At 50.3% G+C, this 17,559-nt stretch carries 17 protein-coding genes; 6 read left to right on the top strand and 11 right to left on the bottom strand.

Translation table 11 applies throughout. The annotated features are described in order from the left end of the window. Positions 1-84: 84 nt before the first annotated feature. The 3 genes from AC6EMZ_RS19875 to AC6EMZ_RS19885 all read left to right on the top strand — a co-directional run bounded on the left by AC6EMZ_RS19875 (position 85) and on the right by AC6EMZ_RS19885 (position 2,498). Positions 85-654 carry a recombinase family protein gene (locus tag AC6EMZ_RS19875; protein WP_498404655.1) on the top strand — a complete coding sequence of 190 codons (570 nt, stop codon included), beginning with the start codon at positions 85-87 and terminating at the stop codon, positions 652-654. Positions 655-807: 153 nt separating this feature from the next. Continuing rightward, positions 808-1,227, top strand: a complete 420-nt coding sequence (locus tag AC6EMZ_RS19880) for a translesion error-prone DNA polymerase V autoproteolytic subunit (RefSeq protein ID WP_498404485.1) — start codon at positions 808-810, stop codon at positions 1,225-1,227. 2 nt (positions 1,228-1,229) lie between these two features. After that, positions 1,230-2,498 carry a Y-family DNA polymerase gene (locus tag AC6EMZ_RS19885; protein ID WP_498404486.1) on the top strand — a complete coding sequence of 423 codons (1,269 nt, stop codon included), beginning with the start codon at positions 1,230-1,232 and terminating at the stop codon, positions 2,496-2,498. Positions 2,499-2,966: 468 nt separating this feature from the next. Here AC6EMZ_RS19885 and AC6EMZ_RS19890 read toward each other — a convergent pair whose 3' ends face one another. The 7 genes from AC6EMZ_RS19890 to AC6EMZ_RS19920 form a co-directional block, all read right to left on the bottom strand. Further along, the gene (locus AC6EMZ_RS19890) at positions 2,967-3,923 is read right to left on the bottom strand and encodes a sensor domain-containing diguanylate cyclase (RefSeq protein WP_498404488.1); all 957 of its coding nucleotides are present in this window, start codon (positions 3,921-3,923) and stop codon (positions 2,967-2,969) included. A 347-nt stretch (positions 3,924-4,270) separates the two neighbouring features. Further along, a complete protein-coding gene (locus AC6EMZ_RS19895) occupies positions 4,271-4,942 on the bottom strand; it encodes an SOS response-associated peptidase (protein ID WP_498404489.1) in 672 nt (223 codons plus the stop codon). A gap of 269 nt (positions 4,943-5,211) precedes the next feature. Further along, the gene (gene fnr, locus AC6EMZ_RS19900; protein WP_032617879.1) at positions 5,212-5,964 is read right to left on the bottom strand and encodes a fumarate/nitrate reduction transcriptional regulator Fnr; all 753 of its coding nucleotides are present in this window, start codon (positions 5,962-5,964) and stop codon (positions 5,212-5,214) included. Positions 5,965-6,147: 183 nt separating this feature from the next. Then, positions 6,148-6,660, bottom strand: coding sequence for a methylated-DNA--[protein]-cysteine S-methyltransferase (gene ogt, locus AC6EMZ_RS19905; protein WP_498404491.1), 513 nt, complete (start codon positions 6,658-6,660; stop codon positions 6,148-6,150). Between the two features lie 9 nt (positions 6,661-6,669). Then, positions 6,670-8,196 carry a p-aminobenzoyl-glutamate transporter gene (gene abgT / locus AC6EMZ_RS19910; protein WP_498404492.1) on the bottom strand — a complete coding sequence of 509 codons (1,527 nt, stop codon included), beginning with the start codon at positions 8,194-8,196 and terminating at the stop codon, positions 6,670-6,672. A gap of 44 nt (positions 8,197-8,240) precedes the next feature. Beyond that, entirely contained in the window at positions 8,241-9,686 is a 1,446-nt protein-coding gene (locus AC6EMZ_RS19915) for a M20 family metallopeptidase (RefSeq protein WP_498404493.1), read from the bottom strand. Beyond that, positions 9,686-10,996, bottom strand: a complete 1,311-nt coding sequence (locus AC6EMZ_RS19920; protein WP_498404494.1) for a M20 family metallo-hydrolase — start codon at positions 10,994-10,996, stop codon at positions 9,686-9,688. Before AC6EMZ_RS19920 ends, AC6EMZ_RS19915 begins: the two co-directional genes overlap by 1 nt. A gap of 175 nt (positions 10,997-11,171) precedes the next feature. On the opposite strand from AC6EMZ_RS19920, the gene AC6EMZ_RS19925 reads away from it, so the two are divergent. Then, the gene (locus tag AC6EMZ_RS19925) at positions 11,172-12,092 is read left to right on the top strand and encodes a LysR family transcriptional regulator (RefSeq protein WP_498404496.1); all 921 of its coding nucleotides are present in this window, start codon (positions 11,172-11,174) and stop codon (positions 12,090-12,092) included. Positions 12,093-12,329: 237 nt separating this feature from the next. On the opposite strand, the gene tcp is transcribed toward AC6EMZ_RS19925, so the two are convergent. Next, a complete protein-coding gene (tcp, locus tag AC6EMZ_RS19930; protein WP_498404497.1) occupies positions 12,330-13,988 on the bottom strand; it encodes a methyl-accepting chemotaxis citrate transducer in 1,659 nt (552 codons plus the stop codon). 170 nt (positions 13,989-14,158) lie between these two features. On the opposite strand from tcp, the gene AC6EMZ_RS19935 reads away from it, so the two are divergent. Beyond that, complete coding sequence (locus tag AC6EMZ_RS19935; RefSeq protein WP_498404498.1) at positions 14,159-15,037, top strand: aldo/keto reductase family oxidoreductase; 879 nt, start codon at positions 14,159-14,161, stop codon at positions 15,035-15,037. 4 nt (positions 15,038-15,041) lie between these two features. Here the strand turns inward: AC6EMZ_RS19935 and AC6EMZ_RS19940 are convergent, their stop codons facing one another. The 3 genes from AC6EMZ_RS19940 to AC6EMZ_RS19950 form a co-directional block, all read right to left on the bottom strand. Next, positions 15,042-15,251, bottom strand: a complete 210-nt coding sequence (locus tag AC6EMZ_RS19940; RefSeq protein WP_498404499.1) for a hypothetical protein — start codon at positions 15,249-15,251, stop codon at positions 15,042-15,044. 592 nt (positions 15,252-15,843) lie between these two features. Then, positions 15,844-16,131: a putative quinol monooxygenase gene (locus tag AC6EMZ_RS19945; protein ID WP_498404500.1), complete on the bottom strand. Its 288-nt coding sequence runs from the start codon at positions 16,129-16,131 to the stop codon at positions 15,844-15,846. A 48-nt stretch (positions 16,132-16,179) separates the two neighbouring features. Next, complete coding sequence (locus AC6EMZ_RS19950; RefSeq protein WP_498404502.1) at positions 16,180-17,214, bottom strand: AI-2E family transporter; 1,035 nt, start codon at positions 17,212-17,214, stop codon at positions 16,180-16,182. Positions 17,215-17,348: 134 nt separating this feature from the next. Between AC6EMZ_RS19950 and AC6EMZ_RS19955 the strand changes: the two genes are divergently transcribed. Continuing rightward, on the top strand, positions 17,349-17,519 hold the full coding sequence (locus AC6EMZ_RS19955; RefSeq protein WP_498404503.1) for a protein YdgV: 171 nt from the start codon (positions 17,349-17,351) through the stop codon (positions 17,517-17,519). Positions 17,520-17,559: the final 40 nt, after the last annotated feature.

A 17,559-nucleotide genomic window follows, 5' to 3' on the forward strand; every position in this document is an offset into this window, starting at 1 on the left:
AAACCGACGTTTTATAGATTGCCCTTCAATGGCTTGACCGATAATGTCACCTGTTTTTTTTGCAGAAATCATTGGGTGAAAAACATGCAAATTGGCTATGTCAGGGTATCAACAAATGACCAAAATACTGACCTACAGCGACAGGCGCTGGAACGCGCAGGATGTGAACAGATTTTCGAGGAGAAAATGAGCGGCACGGTTGCAAACAGACCCGCGCTAAAGAAGCTAATGCGAGCCCTTAATGCAGGAGATACGCTGGTGGTCTGGAAACTGGATCGTCTGGGTCGGAGCATGCGTAATCTGGTTCTGCTGGTAGACGAACTGCGTCAGCGCGGTATTCACTTCAAAAGTCTTACCGACAGTATCGACACTTCCAGCCCAATGGGGCGCTTCATTTTCCACATCATGTCTGCCCTTGCTGAAATGGAGAGAGAGCTGATCGTCGAGAGGACCCGAGCAGGTCTGGCAGCAGCGAGAGAAAAGGGAAGGATTGGAGGTCGCCGGCCAAAATTGACTCCGGAGCAATGGGATCAGGCCGGGCGGCTTGTCGAGAACGGAGTCGATCGTAAGCAAGTAGCATTAATTTACGATGTAGCGGTATGCACACTATATAAAAAATTCCCGGTAGCAAAGCTTGCTGGAGGCAAACAGTAGGGTGGGCCGAAATATTTACAAAAACATATTTGTCGATGCATGAAATGGTTACGCCCAAACCGCTTAAGCATTAATCAGTCAACATCAAAGCGCACCTTGATCAGATTTTTCCATTCAACTACTGTATATAAAAACAGTATCGAGGCGTGCGTTATGAAGTTATACAGACCAGCAGAGTTACGAGAAGTCATTGCGATCCCACTTTTCAGCGATTTGGTGCAGTGTGGATTTCCCAGCCCGGCGGCGGATTACGTTGAGCAGCGTATCGATCTCAATGAGTTAATGGTCCAGCATCCGAGTTCAACGTACTTCCTGAAGGCTGCCGGGGACTCGATGATCGATGCGGGGATTAGTGATGGTGATATGCTGGTGGTAGACAGCTCAATCACTGCGGGTCATGGAGATATCGTGATCGCCGCAGTGGAAGGAGAGTTCACAGTAAAACGCCTTCAGCTTCGACCAACCGTTCAACTTAATCCAATGAACAGTGCTTATAGCCCGATCATTGTCGGCAGTGAAGACACCCTGGATGTTTTTGGCGTCGTAACTTTCATCGTTAAATCGACGAGCTGATCATGTTTGCGCTCTGTGATGTAAATTCCTTCTACGCATCATGCGAGACGGTATTCAGACCGGATTTGAGGGGGCGGCCAGTTGTCGTTCTCTCTAACAACGATGGCTGCGTGATCGCAAGATCAGCTGAGGCCAAAGCCGCTGGAATTAAAATGGGAGAGCCTTTCTTCAAACAAAAGGACCTATTCCGTCGCGCTGGCGTGGTCTGCTTCAGCAGCAATTACGAGCTGTATGCTGATATGTCGAACCGGGTAATGACGACACTGGAGGAAATGAGCCCTCGTGTCGAAATTTACAGTATCGATGAAGCTTTTTGTGACCTGACGGGAGTAAGGAACTGCCGTGACCTGACTGACTTCGGTAAAGAGATCCGCGCGACAGTTCTTAAACGCACGCATCTCACTGTAGGAGTTGGTATTGCCCAGACCAAGACGCTTGCGAAGCTGGCGAATTACGCAGCAAAGAAGTGGCAGCGCCAGACAGGAGGGGTCGTTGATTTATCAAACCTCGAACGACAGCGAAAGTTGATGGCAGCGCTACCTGTGGATGAAGTCTGGGGAGTGGGCCGGCGTATCAGCAAGAAGCTTGAAGCCATGGGTATAAAAACGGTTCTGGACCTGGCTGATACCCATACTGCCGTCATTCGTAAGCACTTTAACGTGGTTCTGGAAAGAACGGTGCGGGAATTACGTGGCGAGCCATGTCTGGAACTTGAAGAATTCGCGCCGGTTAAACAGGAAATTGTTTGCAGCCGGTCATTTGGGGAGAGGGTGACCGAGTATGAACAGATGCGGCAGGCCATTTGTTCATACGCAGCACGCGGCGCGGAGAAGTTGCGTGGCGAACATCAGTATTGTCGGTACATCTCAGCGTTTGTGAAGACGTCGCCATTCGCACTGAATGAACCGTATTATGGTAAAAACGCATCTATTAAGTTGCTGACTCCCACACAGGACAGCAGGGATATAATTAACGCGGCCACAAAATGCCTGGATGCCATATGGAAAGAGGGCCACCGTTATCAAAAAGCCGGGATTATGCTGGGTGACTTCTTCAGCCAGGGCGTTGCTCAGTTGAATCTTTTTGATGAGAACGCGCCGCGCAAAGATAGCGAGTTGCTGATGAATATTCTCGATCAACTCAATGTGAAGAGTGGAAAGGGCACACTTTATTTTGCCGGACAGGGCATACAGCAGCAGTGGCAGATGAAGCGTGAAATGCTATCTCCACGCTACACCACAAGGTATTCAGACCTTCTTAGGATTCGATGATTTTTTGATGCCTAAATCTGCTATATGACTGAATCACGTAGGATTAAGCTACAGGCTAACGACACCTGCTGGCTCATTTCTCACCTGGCTGTCAGTCAGTGCATTATTACTTCACTATCAACAGAGATATCCTGCATTTGGCGACTGTTACCCTGCTTAAGGAGGGCACTTTCCGTGAGAGAATGTAAGTCCCAGAGTGCAGTGATTATCCCTGACCTTCTCAACTCATCACACTCGTCAAGTAATTGAACCTGCAGCCTCTGGTAAAGGGTCTTAACGGTAATAGGCGTTTGCTCTCCGAGTAATAACAAGACCGCTTCACCCAGGACAGTTTCAGAGAGCTTATATTGTTTGCTTTTAAACATAAAAATCGACTCGCAGGGCAAATCAGTTTTGCCATGGGTTACTTAACTGTGCCGACTCAACCGGCTACCAAACGCATTCAGACAAGTTGTGACATGTATATGTTTATACTTGTTTCCTGCGTTTTGCCGAGTACATCACTTCGTCACTTTGTTTAAGCATCTCGCCCAGTGACGGGTACCGAACCGGGTCATTATGCAACATTCCATAAGAATAATTAATATTATAGGGTTTACCCGATTTTTCGTTGTACTTATCCACACTGTTACGCAAACCCTGCAAAAATGTATCAGTCCTGGTCTGTTGAGCGATTAGAACGGCAAATTCATCTCCACCAATACGCCCTGCGACATCTCCGGGTCCAAGAAGTTTGTACAACAAAGTAGAGAATACTTTTAACACCTCATCGCCTTCTGCATGTCCCCAGAGATCGTTGATAGGTTTAAATTTATCGAGATCAAAAAATAGTAGGCTGAATGTTTCTTTCGTTTGAGTAAGGGCGCGGAATCTCTTTTCCCCTGTGCTGTAAAAGCCACGACGATTGGGTATACCTGTGAGACTGTCGGTCTTGGCCATGCCTATAATCTTAAATTCATCCTCAACAATAAAGGCCAGGTCTCTGAGTAAGGCAATATCATCGTCGTTAAAACCCCGCGGTGTGGAATGAATCAGACAAAGTGTACCCGCAACTGCGCCATCAGGCAGATGCACCGGATAGCCAGCGTAAAATCTTATATGGGGTTCGCCGGTAACCAGGGGATTATCATGAAAACGTTCATCGTTAGCGGCGTCGTTAACAATAAAAGGCCCTTCCTGCAAAATGGCGTGGCCGCAAAAGGATACGTTACGGGGCGTTTCGCGCGTACCCAATCCTTCGCATGCGAGCAACCACTGGCGCTCGCGATCCAGCAGGCTAATCAGGACAACGGGCACCTGAAAAATTTTCTTTGCGAGACGTGTTAAACGGTCAAAACGTTCTTCGGAGCCTGTATCAAGAAGGTCTGTTAGATAAAGGGACTTTAAACGCTCTTCTTCATTTTCCGGTATGCCAGGAAATTTCATATCGCCTCGAATGAATGTACATGTTTTATGCCGATAATGGTTTAAAGACTGAATGAGTCTTTTCCATCACTTGAATATAGCTGAAAAATTGGCAACCAGCCTAACGGCAGTAATGGGGTAACAAATTTTAGCTCATTATTTTCAGTAGGTAATGTTTGTTTCGTTACATTGCTTCCGGAGGGGGAATCGCAGATAAATTGGACCTAATACACGTTGTAAACGATTCAAAATTTGAAATCTTGTATGGAAGGATCCGATTCGTGCAATAAGCGGATGTCTGAGATGCAGATATCCAATCCCATTTGAGCTTATTCTTTTCAGTTATTTTACGCCACTCCTTGTGTGCTTCATGGAATAGCCACGATTAACCGAGGATCCTGATTTCTCGGGTTTCCAACAGCGGTAGATACTGCGTGCCAGGTGAATTTCTCTGCTGGTACAGTACCGTCGGCAACTATCTTTTCAACCTCATTCCCTCCAATGTCCTGTCGCATCCATTCCCGGGCAGCTTCCGGTGACAGTACAAGCGGCCGTCTATCGTGAATATCGACCAGCCCTTTATCCGCAGCAGACGTGACAATGAGAAAACCTTCTGCTTCATCGCCACGTTCAAATGGCGTGCTGCCGATCGCAGCCATAAATATTGGTTGCCCGTCGGCGCGATGAATGAAGTAGGGCTGTTTTTTGTCGCCTTCCTTCTTCCACTCGAACCATCCATCCGCAAAGCAGATCGCCCGGCCATGCTGCCAGAGAGGTTTGAACATTCTGCTGGTGGCCGCCGTCTCGACGCGCGCGTTAATCAGCGGCTGCTTATCCCACCACCCGGGCGCGTAGGACCACAGAACCGGATCGAGGTGCAGTTGCTCGTCTCGTTCGCTCAGCAGCAGGACTTTGGTTCCGGGCGCGACGTTGTACCGGCCAATAGGTTCCGGGTCATAGGCAATGTCGCGATCGGCTTCATCGGCCAGGTAAGCCAGATATTCTTCACGGGTTTGGGCTTGTGCAAAACGTCCACACATAGAAACCTCCAGTCAGTCAGACTGAAAGTATAGGGCAGGGACAAAGAGTGTTGAGCAGATGCCAAAGATTTTGGGGGCAGATTTGGGGGCAAATTTTCAAATAGGGGCAGGAAAAGGGGCATTAAATAACCCGATATAACCCACTATTGTCTTAAGCAGGTATGGTGTAACTGATTGATATACATCTAACTTGATGAAATGAAGGGATAACCTTCGCCAGATCAATAAATCATGAAAATTTAACGATCTGGCAAAAAGAAAATCGGGGGTTAAGCAACGTTGCGAGAATGGCCTGCGAGGACTGCCAGCGCTTCGCCGTTTTCGATGGTGATGTATTTACCTTTCACCGCTAACATGCCGCTTTTCTGGAAACGGCCCAGCAGGCGGCTGATGGTTTCCACCGTCAGGCCAAGATAGTTACCGATATCGCCACGCGTCATGGTCAGACGGAACTCGCGCGGAGAGAATCCACGTTCTGCAAAACGGCGCGAGAGGTTATAGATAAAGGCCGCCAGGCGCTCTTCTGCATTCTTTTTAGAAAGTAGGAGGATCATGTCCTGATCGCCTTTGATCTCACCGCTCATCAAACGCATCATCTGCTGACGCAGGTTCGGCATTTTGCCTGACAGGTCATCCAGCGTCTCGAATGGAATTTCGCAGACCATTGAGGTTTCCAGCGCCTGAGCGAAGCTCGGGTGGTTACCGGTGCCAATGGCGTCAAAACCCACCAGATCGCCAGCAAGATGGAAGCCGGTGATCTGCTCATCGCCTTGTTCGGTGATGGTGTAGCTCTTGATAGTGCCAGAACGGATAGCATAGAGCGATTTCAGTTCGTCTCCCGCTTTAAACAGCGTCTGCCCCTTCTGAATAGGCTTTTTGCGCTCGATGATATTATCAAGCTGATCGAGTTCATGCTCATTCAGGGTAAACGGGATACAGAGCTGGCTGATGCTGCAATCCTGGCAATGGATAGCACAACCGCCAGACTGAATGCGTCGTATAATTCGCTTTTCCGGGATCATAGGTCTGCTCAAGCCTTAATTGATATTGGTCAATTTTAACATCTTTTTTAAGAGTAAGTAAGCCTGGCAAACTATCATAAAAGACAAGTGGCGACATTGTGTCGCCATCTTCTTGAAATTCCACAGCTTGGTTGTGGAATTATGACCTAAATAGAAGAAAATTAAGCACTAAAAGCTTGGTTTCTACAGCAGCAGGTAGCCTTCATGGCGCAGTAACCACTCTTTACGCTGAACGCCGCCCGCGTAGCCCGTCATGGTGCCGTTACGACCAATCACACGGTGGCATGGTACGACGATGCTGACAGGATTTGAGCCGTTTGCCGCACCTACCGCCCGGGCCGCGCCAGCGCGACCAAGCTGTTCTGCCAACTGACCGTAATGCATGACCTGACCGCAAGGAATGGTGCGCAGAGCCTGCCATACCTCGCGCTGGAAAGGTGTACCGGCTGTAGCGGTGGGTAACGTATCGATAATGCTGAGATCGCCTTCGAAGTAGTGTCCAAGCTTATCACTCAGGCCGCCTGGGTTGGTGGCGCTGATGCGCTCATAGCCCGAACGATAATTGATATCCAGTAATTCAACCATTCGGTTGCTGTACTCTTCCCATTCCACTGCGCGCAGGTTGAACTGTTCGTCGGCAATGACCCACAGTGGCCCAAGCGGTGTGGCAATCTTATCTTCAAGTAATCTCAGCATCCCTTGTCCTTAATTCAGCCGTGGGTAAATCCCCGGTCCAATTGGCAGACCGACAAGATACCACGCCACTAACATCACCAGCCATACCCCTAAAAAGATAAGCGGATACGGGAGAACCAGCGAATAGTAGGTACCCAGTTTTGCCTCGGGTTTATAGCGCTGAAGGAAACCTAAAAACAGCGGCACGAACGGCGAAACGGGGGCGAGGGGTATGACAGACGAGTCGGCGACGCGGAACAAGATTTGTGCAAACGCAGGATGAAAACCGAGCAGCATAAACATCGGCACAAAAATGGGGGCCAGGATTGACCAGATTGCAGACCCGCTGGCGATAAACATGCAAAGTAATGACGACAACAGCGCCAGACCCACGAAAGCCGGAATACCGCTTAATCCAGCCGTTTCCAGGATATCAGTCAAACCTACCGCCATAAATTTGCCCATGTTGCTCCAGTTAAACATGGCAACAAATTGCGCGAGCGGAAAGACCATCACGATAAAGCCTGCCATCTCCTTCATAGGCTCAATCATTAAATGCGGCAGATCGCCCTGACGGCGAATTTTGCCAGTGGCTATGCCATACGCCAGCGATACGACAAAAAAGAACAGAATGATCAGTGGGACAATACCCTGAATGAAGGGCGACGGGAGGACGGTGTGTTTAACAGGGTCGCGAAGGATACCATTTTCCGGAACTACCATCAGGGCAATCACCGCGATAAAACATAACGAAACGATCCCTGCCACGCGCAGCCCAAAACGTTGTGCTTGACTCAGGGTGTCCAGCTTCTCATCGCTGTTACCCTCCCATTTGCCCAGACGCGGCTCAATAATTTTATCTGTGATGAGCCCCCCAACAATCGTCAGCACAATCACAGAACAGGCCATAAAATACCAGTTGTCGATAACGCTGACATGCATACCGGCATCGATGGTTTTTGCCGCCTCGGTGCTGATACCGGAGAGCAGGACATCCGTTGTCACAATCAGGAGATTAGCGGTGAATCCACAGCCCACGCCTGCGATAGCGGCCAGCAAGCCCGCTACGGGATGGCGGCCAACGGCTAAGAAAATCAGCGCGCCCATCGGCGGCATAATCACCAGCGCGGCATCAGAGGAAATATGGCTGAAGAAAGCAATAAACAACACCATAAAGCTCGCGTAACGCGCGCTCACGATCGATGCCATTTTTACCATTAGCGCTGGCAGCAGTCCGACGCGTTCCGCCAGACCTGCACCCAGCACCAGCGCAAGAATGGCGCCTAGCGGTGCAAATCCGCTGAAGTTTTTAATGACATTGGGTAAAAACCAGTGCAACCCTTCAACGCTAAGCAGGTTTTTCACCTCCACCATGCTGCCGTCAGCCGGGCTTCGGACGCTAACGTCAAACGCCGACAGGACGGCTGTGGAAATCATCAAAATAACAATCAGATAAATGAAAAGCAGGAAAGGGTGCGGTACTTTATTACCGATCCTTTCAACCCAGCCATAGAGCTTACCGGATGGGGAAGGCGAAGGTATGGAAGACATACTCATGGGCGTTCCTCGAGACTGTTGTGTTGTTGTATTTGCGTGTTTTATTATTTTAAAGGTGACGGTGTCACGTTATGGGGTATCGGACACTCGTACGGTCGTTCTGTGATGTGTTGTTCAAATTCGTCGCGACATGCTTTCAGCAACGACGCGTCCTGGAGCAGGTTGAGTGCTGTTGAACCCATTACTTTTCCAGCCAACAGCATGCCTTTGTGCGCGATAGACGTGCGCCCCTGAGCCACCAATTGCCAGGTGTGCAGCGGTGTTCCAACGGTAAAACAGGGACTAAAGCATTGAGCTACGGGCATTTTCCAGCTCACATCCCCCACGTCCGTCGATCCCGCCAGCACGTTATCGGTGATGGCATACGGGGCAACTTCAGTCACCAGCAGCGTGTCGTGGTGACGTCGGGCAAACGCTTTGCCCTCATTACCGCCAGTAGCGGCGATATTATTGAGACTGTTTTGCAGATCGTTTGCGCTGAGCGTTGCGCGGATCTCGCGCGCAAAATCATGCTCTTCTTTCGTCCAGGCAGGCGTTCCGTAATGCTTTAGCGCATCGTACATGGCGGTTTCAAGCGTACGGTTGGGCAGGTAGCTTGAACAGGCTTTATCGAAACGGCGCTCCACGCGGGTTTCGGTCATTAGCGCAGCGCCCTGAGCAATCTTTTCTATACGTTCGTAGATTTGCCGTGCATCCGCCATTTCTGGCGCGCGGATTAGATACAGCACTTCTGCCTGAGCCTGCACGACATTTGGCGAGATCCCGCCCGTGTTGGTGATAGCGTAGTGGACACGTGCTTTTTCGATAATGTGTTCATTGAGGAAATTGGTACCGGTGGTCATTAGCGTGACGGCATCCAGCGCGCTACGGCCAAGATGCGGGGAGTTCGCCGCGTGCGCTGCCGTGCCGTAAAAACGCCAGGCGGCCTGAATATTCGCGAGTGTACTGACGTTAAACATGCCCGCAAAGGCTTCGGGATGCCATGTCACGGCGGCATCAACATCGTCAAATAAGCCTTCGCGCACCATAAAGGTTTTACCGGATCCGCCTTCTTCACCGGGACAGCCGTAAAAACGAACCGTACCGCTTCCGCCGTGTTGCTCAAGCCAGCTCTTTACGGCCACTGCGCCTGCCAGTGCAGCGGTGCCGAGCAAGTTATGCCCGCAACCGTGGCCGTTGGAGCCTGGTGTGTCCGAGCGTTGTGTCGCGCAGTGCGCCTGCTGGCTCAACCCGGCCAGCGCATCGTATTCACCTAATAACGCCACCACGGGTTTACCGCTACCAAAACTGGCAATGAAAGCGTTCGGGATCCCACCTGCTTCGCGTGTTAGTGCAAAGCCTTCGGCTTCGAGCGCGTTGGCCAGACGCTCGGCTGACCAGAACTCCTCAAAGCGGGTTTCAGGATGATCCCATATTTCGTCGGCAATATCGGTGAATGTCTGACATCGTGTTTCGATTGTGTCATTAACAAAACGGTAAATCTCCTGCATCACACACCTCGCGTCCACGGAAAATTGAGTGCCGTACGGGCCAGCGTATCGATAGCAACGCCCATGATCTGCTCGTCAAAGTCGAATTTTTCATTGTGATGTCCGGCGCTCAAATCAGTGCCAAAGACCATATAAGACGCCAGACCGCCATTTTCCTGCACGCGAGCCATCATCAGCGTGGCATCTTCCGAGCCTGCGGGTGCTTTAACTCTGTCGATTGCCTGGGTGACGCCCGGAACCTGGCTTGCCTGTTCACGCAGGTAATTCACCCAGGCAGGGGAAGGCGAACTTGATGTAGCCGCGCCCATCAGGTGCATGTCATATTCCACGCCGTAAAGCGCGGCGGCACCTTGAATAACCGATTGTGCACGCTCGAACACATATTGATTGATGGCGTCGCTTTCCCCACGCGTCTCCACTTTCAGTAGCGCATTGGCGGGGACCACATTGCGCCCGCTGCCGGCCTGCATTACGCCGACGTTCACCCGCGAGGCCCCTTCGCTGTGCGGTGCGATGCTGTGAAGCGCCAGTGCTGCCTGGGCTGCGGCGAGCAGGGCATTACGGCCATCTTCCGGTTTGCCACCGGCATGAGCCGCCACGCCGGTAAAGCGCACGTCAAATTTGGTGGTGGCCATAAAGTTATCGCTACCGCAAATAACCGTCCCGGCGGGTACGCCTGTCCCGATATGTATTGCCGTGAAATAATCGATACCGTCAAGCGCACCCGCCGCGACCATAGCGCGTGCGCCGCGTGTCCCTTCTTCGGCAGGCTGGAAGATAAGTTTTATAATGCCGTGAAGCTGTGATTCGTTGTGTTTGAGGATGTGAGCCAGACCCAGACCAATGGTGGTGTGTCCGTCGTGACCGCAGGCGTGCATCATTCCTGGGTTACACGAGGCAAAGCCGTCGCGATGGGGGCGATGACCGTCATGAAGGGCTTCACTAAGATCAAGCGCATCCATATCCACGCGAAAGGCGATTGTCGGTCCTGGTCGTCCGGTATTTAGCGTGGCGACAATCCCGGTAAAACCACCTTCAAATGCCGTTACCCATTTTTGTGGAGCACCTTGCTGGCGCGCGCGGGCAAATTCCGTTGCCAGTGTGGCATCGTCCGGCAGCCCCATGCGGCTATCGGCATCGATAACATCTCGGCCCATTGCCAGTTCAAAGCCGAGTGTGTCCAGAACTTCTGCGACCATTGCAGCAGTACGAAACTCCACCCATCCCGATTCGGCATAATGGTGAAAATCGCGACGCCACTCGATTAACTTTGGCATCAATGTTTGGATGGTATGCGTCAACGAATCCATATCTCTTCCCGTCATCATCAAAATGTGTGAGCTGCTTCACGCTGTGATAGTTTTTACTTATCACTAACCGTTTATTCACAGTTTTAACCGTTCAGGAATTACCCTCGCACATCCATTTCCATTAAAGTAGATGACAGTTTCTTTACTCTGATAAACAACGGTTATCGGTCCAGCTATGTCATTTCAGGTTAAAATTCACCAAATCCGGGCGTTTGTCGAAGTGGCGCGTCAGGGGAGTATTCGGGGTGCCAGTCGTGTGATGAATCTTTCGCAACCCGCGTTGACGAAGTCAATCAAAGAGCTGGAAGAGGGCATGGCGGCGCAATTTTTTGTACGCCGTAGTAAAGGCGTGGCGCTCACTGAATGTGGCGAGAGTTTTTATCAGCATGCCAACCTGATCCTTGAGGAGCTGCGTGCCGCGCAGGACGACATTCGTCAGCGTCAGGGGCTGCTTGGCGGGCAAATCAATATCGGGATGGGAGCCAGTATTGCCCGTACGCTCATGCCCCCGGTCATTACGCGCTTTCATGAACAGCATCCGCAGGTCAAAGTGCGAATAATGGAAGGGCAACTGGTATCAATGATTAATGAATTACGCCAGGGAGAGCTGGACTTTACGATTAATACCTATTATCAGGGGCCTTACGATCACGAATTTACCTTCGAAAAACTGTTCGAGAAGCCGTTTGCGATATTTTGTCGGGAGGGGCATCCAGCCATTGGTGCAAAATCAATCAGTGAACTGCTGCATTATAACTGGACGATGCCAACACCGCGCGGAAGTTATTATAAGCAGCTAGAGGATGTGTTTAAATATCGCTCACAAATACCGCAGATTGGTGTGGTGTGTGAAACATTCTCTTCGTGTATCAGTCTTGTTGCACAAAGCGATTTCCTGAGTATTTTGCCGCAAGAACTGGGCTGCGACCCGCTGCTGGCACACCGACTTGTAATGCTCCCGGTGACGGAAACATTACCAAAGGCTGCCTATTATTTAATCCAGCGACGGGATTCTCGTCAGACACCGTTAACGTCGTCCTTAATAACTCAGTTCAGAAGACATGCCCGCGGAATATTAATGACCGAGCGCAAATAAAAAAATAGAGCCTGCCGACATCAGACAGACCCTACAGTACACACAGCAGTGCGTCCTTTCGCAGTCCCGCTTTTTTTATCCATTCGGCGGGTTTATTAAGTTATAACAGCTTTCTCCCAAAAATAAAGTGACCTGAGTGACCTGATTCACTTATTTTTAACTTAAATTTTTCATTTCATTAACCGTGAAATTTCATTTAAGTCCTGTTTACGTTTCGGTGTTGGAAATTTAATCGTTTTAGAACGTTTCCCAGTTGCCTTCTCCGGCAGAGGCCGGTGCCGGGCGCAAAACCTGCGGCGTTTTAACGTTTGAAGGGCGGGTCGTTGCCACCTGAGGCTGCGCGTTCAAACGAAATGCAGCCACGGCCTGGCGCAATTGTTCTGCCTGATCTTCCAGCGCGGCAGCGGCGGTTGCGGATTCCTGCACCAGAGCGGCGTTTTGCTGGGTAACACTGTCCATTTGCGAAACCGCGAGGCTCACCTGCTCAATACCGCGACTTTGTTCGTCGGAGGCGGACGCGATTTCGCCCATAATATCGGTCACGCGAGTGACCGCCGCGACGATCTCCTGCATGGTTTTGCCGGCCTCGCTGACCTGTCCGGAACCGGTATTGACCCGGCTGACCGAGTTTTCAATCAGCGCTTTGATCTCTTTCGCGGCCTGCGCGCTTCGACTTGCTAAAATGCGGACTTCACCGGCAACTACCGCAAATCCACGACCTTGCTCACCCGCACGCGCGGCTTCTACAGCGGCGTTTAACGCGAGAATATTGGTCTGGAAAGCAATGCTATCGATAACGCCAGTGATATGAGCAATTTGCTGAGAACTGTCGGCAATTTCGGTCATCGTACGCACAACGTTGTCGACGACACGCCCGCCGCGATCGGCGGTTTCAGAGGCATTTTTAGCAAGTAACGTCGCCTGCCGTGCATTGTCGGAGTTCTGTTTCACGGTTGCCGTTAACTCTTCCATGCTGGCGGCAGTCTCTTCTAGTGAAGCGGCCTGTTGTTCCGTTCGGGCAGAAAGATCGTTACTGCCTGCTGCAATTTCTCCTGCGCCGGTATAAATCGAGTCGGTGCTGCCGCGAACGGCGCTGACGGTCGTCACCAGGGATTGCTGCATTTCATGCAAACCGGTGGCCAGTTGGCCCATTTCATTGCGGCTGTTAAGGGGGATCGCGTGGGTTAAATCGCCGCTGGCGATGGTCCGAATATGGTTCATTATGCTACGAAGCGGTTTCAACAGCAGATGTTGTAAACCCATCCAGAAAACGATCAGTACGGCGATAACCACCACCAAAATCGTCCCCAGCGTCCATTGCATATTGGTGAAGCTGCTCTGGTTTTCCAGGGCCGCGGCTTTAAGCAGCGTGTTATTTTCTGCGCGCCAGCGGGTATAGACGGCTTCCATTGCGTCCTGCGCCTGTTGAGCATCCAGATCGCCATAGGCTTGATAGTTGTCAGCGCGCAGATAATCAATCGACAGGCGCATAACATCGTGCATATGGGTGTAGGCTTTTTGCATCTCATCGGTTAACGACTGGCTCTGGCCTTTAACGGATGGCATGCCTTGCCAGGTGCCGTAATACGCTTCCGCTTTGGTCAAGGAATCATTGGCGTTACCCAGCAGCTTGCCAATGGCGGCCAAAGAGGCAGGATCACGCTGATTTTTAAGGTATCTGATCGCCACTCGGGTGACGGTGACGCGCGTTTTGACCAGCGTATTCACGCTGTCACTCAAACTTTCCTGTTGCGCATTTAGCGTGCCTGAGTTTTGAAAATTATGACGATCGTTGCTGACGGCAGAGTAGAACAAACCTCCCGTGACGATTTGCAGCAGGCAGAATATAGTAAGAGCGAAAATGATCCCGGTAATGACGTGCAGATTTTTCAGCATGACGGACGTCCATTTAATGTGCAGGAGTTGCATCATTACTATCGACGTAGCAAATCTAAACTTTAATTTAACCATTGCTTAACTAAAGGTCGCAGCCCGTAAGCTGTTGTTACTTTGGGCAGTATTCGAAACGAAAAATTTCTTCTACGCAGTCGATAAGGAACACAAACATGACCAGCATTGATAAAAGCGGCACTTTTACGTTAGGTTCAGGCACCGTCAAACGACTCGGCTATGGTGCAATGCAGTTGGCTGGCCCTGGTGTTTTTGGCCCGCCTAAAGACAAACAGGCGGCGCTGGATGTGCTGCGCGAAGCGGTCGAGGCGGGTGTCGACCATATCGATACCAGCGATTTTTACGGCCCTCATATTACTAATCAGCTTATTCGTGAGGCGTTGCACCCTTATCGTGACGATTTGACGATTGTGACCAAAATCGGTGCGCGACGTGGCGATGACGCTTCCTGGCTGCCGGCATTCTCCCCGCAGGAACTCACCCAGGTGGTTCACGATAATTTACGTCATCTTCAGCTGGATGTACTGGATGTGGTCAATTTGCGCATTATGTTTAGCGCGCATGGCCCGGCAGAAGGCTCGATCGGAGAGCCGTTGACCGTGCTCGCGGAGCTGCAACAGCAGGGTCTTGTTCGCGATATTGGCGTGAGCAATGTGACCGCCGCTCAGGTTGCGCAAGCGCAAAGTATTGCGCCGATCGTTTGTGTGCAGAATATGTACAACATCGTTAACCGCAGCGATGATGCACTTATCGATTCCCTGGCCCGGCAGGGGATTGCTTATGTTCCATTCTTCCCACTGGGTGGGTTTACGCCGCTACAGTCTACCGAACTGCAAACGATAGCTGAGGGCCTTAATGCAACGTCGATGCAGGTTGCCCTGGCCTGGTTACTCAAGCGCTCGGCAAATATATTGCTGATCCCGGGGACATCATCACTCGTTCATTTGCGCGAAAACCTGGCGGCGGCCGAGTTAGTGCTGCCGGATGAGGTTTTTGCTGAGCTAAACAATTTGGCTAAGGGAGATAAGGTTTAACGCTTTACTCTGCCGCGAGCTCTGCCTCGCGGCTCTTCTTATAAAGCGCGATAGCTGCCGCAACAATCTCCTGTTTGCTTTTACGCGTTTCAAAAGCAGTGGTTCTGATGTAATCGACGAGCGTTGATTCAATCCTTGCACTTAACATTGTCAGGTCTGCGTCCTTCGCTAACCCTCTTACTGCTCGCTTGTCCGGATAATCTCGGCTTGGCATCACATTCGTCCTCAAAAGATTGTCTTGTTAATTCGTGCTGTGAAATATGCGTGGGGAATGAATGCAAGTCAACTTTGGGTAGGGCGGGTAAATATTGTTGTGAAGACGTTAAAAAAACGCACCATAAAAGCACGGTCTTTCATATGGAAGTCAATGTTCTTAGCGGCATAGAGTGAGGTGTATGTCTTGGGTTAGTCATTTAATAACGCATGTTGAGTAATCGATTACAGTTCAAAATGAAATGAGGGATTTAGCGTACATTGAAAATTGTGATATTCCTCAATAAATTGCTTTCGTAAAGAACGCCCATATTGTCTCTGTAATGGAAACACAATTATGCGCAAAACTGAATATTTATGCTAAATGAAGGTATTTAAGCACTATTTGATGCATGTCATCTCGTGATAAGACATTTTCTCAGATGTAACATTTGCGCAAAATTGTGATCTAAGTCTTAATCTGAAACAGGATAAAATCCTTTTTAAGTGAATAATAAGTGATATTGTAGTGATGTTTTTTCCATCTATCCACAAGGGATTAAGGTTCTACCTTCACTGTGAGAAGTCTATTAAAAGTGTTCATGGGTATCTCTTTATTCAAAACTATCCATAAAGATAAAAGTGGCTTCTTTGCGCTGATACTGGTTAATCATGGGTACCAGTCGTCTGAAGTGCTCACTCGCGCAATGTGTGTCTAATGCTGAACGATCGGGCCACTCCTCAATAAAAATGAAATGACCAGGGTCTTTCTCATCTATATACAAATCATAAGCAATACAGAGTGGCTCAAGTTTGGTGGCCTTGACCAATTCCCGATATAGCGGGAGGACGATGGGTAAGGCTTCAGGGTGAATAAAATCTTCGGCGATGACTTTTAACACGGTATTCTCTCCAATTTACGAACAGCACTATGGCTGACGGGTAATGTCTCACTTTTGGCTCATATCGCTCAGTAGCACGGCAATGCTCTGGCCACCCGCCGTCTGTTCAAGCCCGATCTTCACGATAATGGTCAGCGGAACCGAAAGCAGCATGCCGACTGGCCCAAGCAGCCAGCCCCAAAATATCAACGACAGGAACACCACCAGCGTCGACAGGCCCAGCCCGCGTCCCATCATGCGTGGTTCGATAATGTTCCCGAATACCAGATTGATCACCAGATATCCTGCCAGCACAAGCAGCGCATCGTATAAACCGCTAAACACCAGCACCTGAGCAATAGGCGGGATAGCCGCCAGCACGGAACCGATATTGGGGATATAGTTCAGCGCAAACGCCAGGAGTCCCCAGACAAAGGCAAAGCGTACGTCTAAAGCGGCGAGCATTCCCCACGCCACCAGGCCCGTGATAATGCTAATGGCGGTTTTCAGCACCAGATAGTGAGAGACGCTGTCCAGCGCCCGTTGAATCGCGCTCATTCCTTCGGCTGGTCGCGACATCATTTGCTGTAGCTTAGCGGGTAGCTGTGGCACTTCGATAAGCATAAAAACGACCGTCAGCATCAGCAGGAAAATCGAGGTCATGGCGCTGGAAAGATGCGCTAATAAGCCCGTCACCAGGCTCATGGCGGCATTCGGATCGATATACTTGAGAAGTTCCTCAACGGAAACCTCAATCCCGGCGCGTTGCAGCCAGGGTTCGAGCTGTTTTAACGGGATAACGAGCGACGAACGGTATTGTGGCAGCGTACGCGCCAGTTCATTAAGCGATGTCCCCAGATAGGCGATAAGCAACACCATGGCCATAATAATGACGCTTATCAGCATGGTGATCGCCAGTACGCGGGGGACGCGCAGTCGAACCAGGCGTTGCACGAGTGGGTTGAGGATCACCGCGATAAAGAGTGCCAGAATGAACGGGACAATAATATCGGCAGCAAAACGGATCCCAGAGAGAATGATCATCAGCATTCCCAGCATGATGACAATTTTTAGCCCGTTCGGGGTAATAATGGGTTTGGCCATGTTTGTTCCTGATTAATCCTTTTTTATTGATGATAAATGCAATGGACATTCAATAAACTAACGAATGTCAAACAGGCTGGGTAAAGAATTGAAAAGGCTTTGAGTTAAATCTTAGCTTATGGTACAAATCGGGCGTGTTCAACTACCGAGGACAATTTTCATCCGCAATGACGAGAAGCAACACCGCGGATAATTGTAATATTATGGACAATCTGTTCAGGACGTACATTTCAAGAAACATCGCCGTATTCTCAATCTCCCTCTGCCTGCTATCTGGTGAACAACACTGGCGTAACGCGCTATAGTCCCGTCTTCTGCCTGAGCTAGCGCTACGCGCTTAGCTGT

The sequence above is a fragment of the Enterobacter sp. SCRI0065 genome (assembly GCF_059766475.1).